This is a genomic window from Frankia sp. CeRuru1 (assembly GCF_977966315.1).
In genome coordinates this window covers 1-4,685 of record NZ_CDWWEW010000204.1, presented here as the reverse complement: position 1 = coordinate 4,685, position 4,685 = coordinate 1, and the positions used below count along the sequence as shown (strand labels likewise).

Below are 4,685 nucleotides of genomic sequence, written 5' to 3'. Positions count from 1 at the left end.
CCCTCGGTGGCCGGAATCCAGCAGGTGGTTGTTCGCCAGCACGCACACATCGGGCCGGGCGGTGGCCAGGCAGGGAAGGTTGTCCGGACTCATCCGATAATGAACCGCCTTTCCGGCGGCGAAGTCACCGCACCGGGTGATGCTGTTTTCCAGGTTCACTACCCGAACATCGGGCTGGACCTCATCCAGCACGGGCAGTGCGTCACCCCAGGGCCAGGCGAAGTCGACCGGGCGAGGAATCGGGCCGTTCGCTGCTTCAGCCAGCTCGACATAGGCGCGGGCATCCCGGATATATCCCTCGGAAAGTCTCGGGTCGCCTGGATGCGGCAGAATCTGGTCGACGCCGCGGCCTAGCATCACATCGCCGCAGAGGAACAGCGTCACTGTGCCGTCGTGCACGGTTCCAGCCTAGGCCACCAGCCACCAGCCACCGGCCCGGATTCCTCCGGTTCGCCGAGTTGACGCCCCTCAGGGCAGGGCGGAACCTGTAGGCCGCGAGCGGAACCCCCGAGGGGGTGGCCTCATGCACGGAGTAAGGACCAACGCCTTCACCGAGGCTCATAACGGTGATCTGTGTCTCCCTCCGTGGCAGGGCCCTGACTCATACCGATTGCCGTGCGCCAGCTACCCGGAAACGGTCCGGGCGAGCGGCGCACACGCTCTGCGTGCGGTGCCTGGCCCGGCCCGGGCACCACCACAAGACGCTCGGCTACACGCATCAGGTTGGACGCCTTTCGGCGCCCCTCAGGCAGCGAAGAAGAAGGAACCAGAAATGAGAAGGATCGCCACAGTCACGAGCGCCGTCCTGCTCCTCACCCTCAGCTTGGTCTTCAGCGAGGTGGGGGTTTCTCGGGCGGCGGCTCCACCGGTCACACCTGTGCTCATGCACATCCGCTTCGCCCACGCGGCCAGCGCCCGGGTGGACATCGTCACCTTCACCTTCCGGCCGTCGGCGCCGAAAGATGTCAGAGCCGAGTACGTGCCGAGATCGGGGCTGATCCAGGACGGATCCGGTAATCGGGTCTTTGTGCTGGGACGATCCTTCGTGAAGGTCACCTTCCACAACGCCGCCGCACACAACCTCGAAGGTCAACCCACCGCTCCGAGGAACCTCTTCCCTCTCGGCCGGACAACGAATGTCGTCCACGTGAAGCGGGGCGGCGACTTCGAGGGTGTGGTGACCTACTACCTCGGGCTGTGTGGGCACAGGCCAGCACCGCCCGCGCATCCGACCGTGAGCAGCGTGGGCCGCGACGTCATCCTGAGCATCCCAACGCGGTAGCGGTAACACGCCACAGCGCCCTGTCCCGTTGCGCGATCGACGCTTTGGTGTTCGTGGCGTCGATGAACGCGAGGTAGGAGGTCCGTCTGCCTCGACGCTCCCCACGATCGACGCCATATTGCGGGTGGTACCCGATTCTGATCAGGGGCCAGGCGGGCCGGTGGATGAACGTCCAGGACAAATCAGGTACAAAATGGACAACACCGGCCCGCCGGGCCATCGAGATCAAAATATCCCGGGAGCCCAGGCTAGCAGTTGACGAATTCCGGTTGCTGGTTGAGGACCTGGCTCTCCGGGGAGATGAAGCGGCGGTACTGCTCGCCGCCCGTGGCCTGGGGGCGGAAAGCGGCCAGCCGATGGCAGTTCTGGAAGGCTAGCGCCACGCCGAAGTGCCGTTCCAGGGCCGCGCGTATCGAGGTGCTGGCCATCGCCCGCAACAGCTGGCCCTGCTCGGCGTCGTCCGCGGGCGGGGTCTGGTTGTCGGCGAAGTCGCGGGCTGCGGTGGGCAGCTCGCCGGCGAGCCGCTCGACCAGTCCGTAGGCGTAGGGCAGGGAAGTGCGGATACAGGCGAGGAAGTCGGCCTCGTCGACGTGACCTTGTTCGGCCTGCTCCAACAGGTCGGGCGACACCGTCAGGGACATGGATACCTCCTGGGCTGGTGGCAGCGACAACGATCACCACTGTCTTGGATACAACAACCGTTGTCAATATCGACAGTGATACTCCGTGTGCAGATCGATTGCGCCGCGGCGGCGCACCCCGACACCCCGCCGGATCTGCCGTGCGATGCGGCGCGTCCCGCCTCCGTACACCCGGTGCACGCCCGGTGCGCGCCCCCGATGGACGGCGCAGGGCGTCCGACCCGGCAAAGCACCTGGTCGATCATGCAGGCGGATGGGCGGATGGGCGGCCCGCCCCGCGTCATTGCCGACCGCTTGAACTCGAACTTGTAACGGTTTCCATTAGCCGCTACCTTTGCGAAAATGAATCCCGGTACTGCTAGCAGGTCCGGTCGGGTGACAAGCAGGGAGATCGTGGTGGATGGTGCACGGCTGGTCACGGTGCGGCGCTGGCGGGTGCGGCCCGGGCGGATGCCGCGCGGCCTGGGGGTAGTGGCCGCCGGCGTGGCGATGGTCGTGGCCGCGTGTGGGACGTCCTCGTCGGAGGACACCGGGACCGGCGCCACCGGCAGCGGGAAGATCGCTGTGGTGGCGGCCGAGAACTTCTGGGGCAGCATCGCCGCCCAGCTGGGGGGCGATCGGGTGGCGGTCACCAGCATCATCGACAATCCCGACGCCGACCCGCACGACTATGAGCCGACCCCCGCCGACGGCCGGGCGATCGCCGGTGCGCGGCTGTTCATCGACAACGGCGTCGGCTACGACCCGTGGGCGGGCAAGCTGGCGGCGGCCAACCCGGCGGCCGGGCGGGTGACGCTGACCGTCGGCGACCTGGTCGGCGCGAAGGACGGCGACAACCCGCATCGCTGGTACAACCCGGATGACGTCGCGAAGGTGATCGACCAGGTCACCGCCGACTACAAGAAGATCGACCCCGCTGGCGCGGGCTACTTCGATCAGCAGCGGGCATCCTTCACCGCCACGACCCTCAAGCCGTACACCGATCTCATCGCAACGATCAAGAAGAAGTACGCCGGGACGCCGGTCGGGGCCTCGGAGAGCATCTTCGAGATGCTGTCCCCGGCGCTCGGGCTGAACCTGCTGACCCCGCCGGCCTTCCTGCGCGCGATCTCGGAGGGCACCGATCCGACTGCCGCGGACAAGAGCACCATCGACAGTCAGATCAAGACCGGGGAGATCAAAGTCTACGTCTACAACAGCCAGAACGCCACCCCGGACGTGCAACGGCAGGTTGAGGAGGCGAAGGCGGCCCATATCCCGGTGACCACCATCACCGAGACGCTCGTCCCGGCCGGAGCATCGTTCCAGGAGTGGCAGGTCGCCCAGTTGGAAGCCCTGCGCGGGTCGCTGGCGCAGGCAACCGGCAAGTAAGTGGCAACCGGCACGTAAGCGGAAGGTAACGAGGATGGCGGCGGTGGCGTACCCTCGATCCGGCGGCTCGAGCGCCGAGGTTGACGAGGCGGTGGCGCCGGCCGGCACCGACCGGCCGGCCGCCTCGGCTGCATCGACTGCGTCGGCGGTGATGTTCGAGGGTGCGGCGGTTCGTCTCGGCAGGCGGATGGTATGGAGCGGGGTGAACGTCGAGGCCGGCGCGGGGGAGTTCGTCGCGATCCTCGGTCCCAACGGCGTCGGTAAGTCCACCCTGCTCAAGGCGGCCCTTGGCCTGCTGCCGCTGGCCGCGGGGCGGGTGGTGGTGCTGGGCCAGCATCCCGGGCGGGCCCGCGCCGAGGTCGGCTATCTGCCGCAGCGACGGAGCTTCGACCCGTCGGTACGGATCCGGGGGCTTGACATCGTCCGCCTCGGTCTCGACGGCCACCGGTGGGGTCTGCCGCTGCCCGGCGGAGATCGCGCCCGGACAGCGCGGCGGCGCGTCGCCGAACTCGTCGAGCAGGTCGGCGCCACCGGCTACGCCCACCAGCCGATCGGCCGGCTGTCCGGTGGGGAGCAGCAGCGGCTTCTGATCGCCCAGGCGCTCGCCCGCCGGCCCCGGCTGTTGCTCCTCGACGAACCGTTGGACAGCCTGGACCCGCCCAACGCCGCCGCGGTCGCGGCCCTCATCCGCACTATCTGCCAGACGGCGGGGGTGACCGTGCTGATGGTCGCCCACGACGTCAACCCGATCCTGCCCAGCCTCGACCGGGTCATCTACCTCGCCGCCGGCGGTGCGGTCTCGGGCTCTCCCGCCGAGGTCATCACCAGTGCGACGTTAAGCCGGCTCTACCAGGCCCCCATCGAGGTGCTGACCACCTCCGACGGGCGCCTCGTCGTCGTCGGCCAGCCCGAGACGCCCGCTGTACACACCGACCGTCATAACGGGACCGGCCACCTGTGATCACTGCGGCGGTGGTCGCGACCGACGCGGGCCTGTCGTGGAACCTGGTCCGCGACGTCCGGCAGATGTTCGCCTACCCGTTCATGGTGAACGCGTTCCGGGCCGGAACCATCGTCGCGCTGACCGCCGGGGCAACTGGATGGTTCATGGTCCTACGCCGCCAGGCCTTCGCCGGCCACACCCTCGCCGTGGCCGGTTTCCCGGGCGCGGCTGGGGCGATCTGGCTCGGCCTGGGCGCGACCTACGGCTACTTCGCCTTCTGCCTCACCGCGGCGCTGATCATCGCGGCTGCCCCACCCACCCCGGGGACAGCCGCGCTGATCAGCGCCGCGGTGAGGCAGAAGGCGAAGGAGACGTAGGTCGCGCCCAGGCCGAGCCAGATCGCCCCCGCCGCCCCCGGGAAACCGGCCACGGCGCGGGTGTGGCCGGC

The 4,685-nt window shown here is 68.6% G+C and carries 6 protein-coding genes; 4 read left to right on the top strand and 2 right to left on the bottom strand.

What is annotated here, in order from left to right; translation table 11 throughout:
* Nucleotides 1–399, bottom strand: a 399-nt coding sequence (locus AC08OP_RS15110) for a CapA family protein (RefSeq protein WP_476614782.1), incomplete at its 3' end; no start/stop codon positions are given.
* Nucleotides 400–772: 373 nt separating this feature from the next.
* On the opposite strand from AC08OP_RS15110, the gene AC08OP_RS15105 reads away from it, so the two are divergent.
* A complete protein-coding gene (locus tag AC08OP_RS15105) occupies nt 773–1,282 on the top strand; it encodes an AMIN-like domain-containing (lipo)protein (protein ID WP_476614781.1) in 510 nt (169 codons plus the stop codon).
* A 248-nt stretch (nt 1,283–1,530) separates the two neighbouring features.
* On the opposite strand, the gene AC08OP_RS15100 is transcribed toward AC08OP_RS15105, so the two are convergent.
* Nucleotides 1,531–1,923 (bottom strand): SCO5389 family protein, encoded by a 393-nt coding sequence (locus AC08OP_RS15100; RefSeq protein WP_462189038.1) that lies wholly within the window; start codon nt 1,921–1,923, stop codon nt 1,531–1,533.
* 375 nt (nt 1,924–2,298) lie between these two features.
* On the opposite strand from AC08OP_RS15100, the gene AC08OP_RS15095 reads away from it, so the two are divergent.
* The 3 genes from AC08OP_RS15095 to AC08OP_RS15085 are packed head-to-tail and all read left to right on the top strand — an operon-like array spanning nt 2,299 to nt 4,614.
* Nucleotides 2,299–3,294 (top strand): metal ABC transporter solute-binding protein, Zn/Mn family, encoded by a 996-nt coding sequence (locus AC08OP_RS15095; protein ID WP_476601462.1) that lies wholly within the window; start codon nt 2,299–2,301, stop codon nt 3,292–3,294.
* Between the two features lie 34 nt (nt 3,295–3,328).
* The gene (locus AC08OP_RS15090) at nt 3,329–4,255 is read left to right on the top strand and encodes a metal ABC transporter ATP-binding protein (RefSeq protein WP_476614780.1); all 927 of its coding nucleotides are present in this window, start codon (nt 3,329–3,331) and stop codon (nt 4,253–4,255) included.
* Entirely contained in the window at nt 4,252–4,614 is a 363-nt protein-coding gene (locus AC08OP_RS15085; protein ID WP_476614779.1) for a metal ABC transporter permease, read from the top strand. Before AC08OP_RS15090 ends, AC08OP_RS15085 begins: the two co-directional genes overlap by 4 nt.
* The last annotated feature ends 71 nt before the right edge of the window (nt 4,615–4,685 follow it).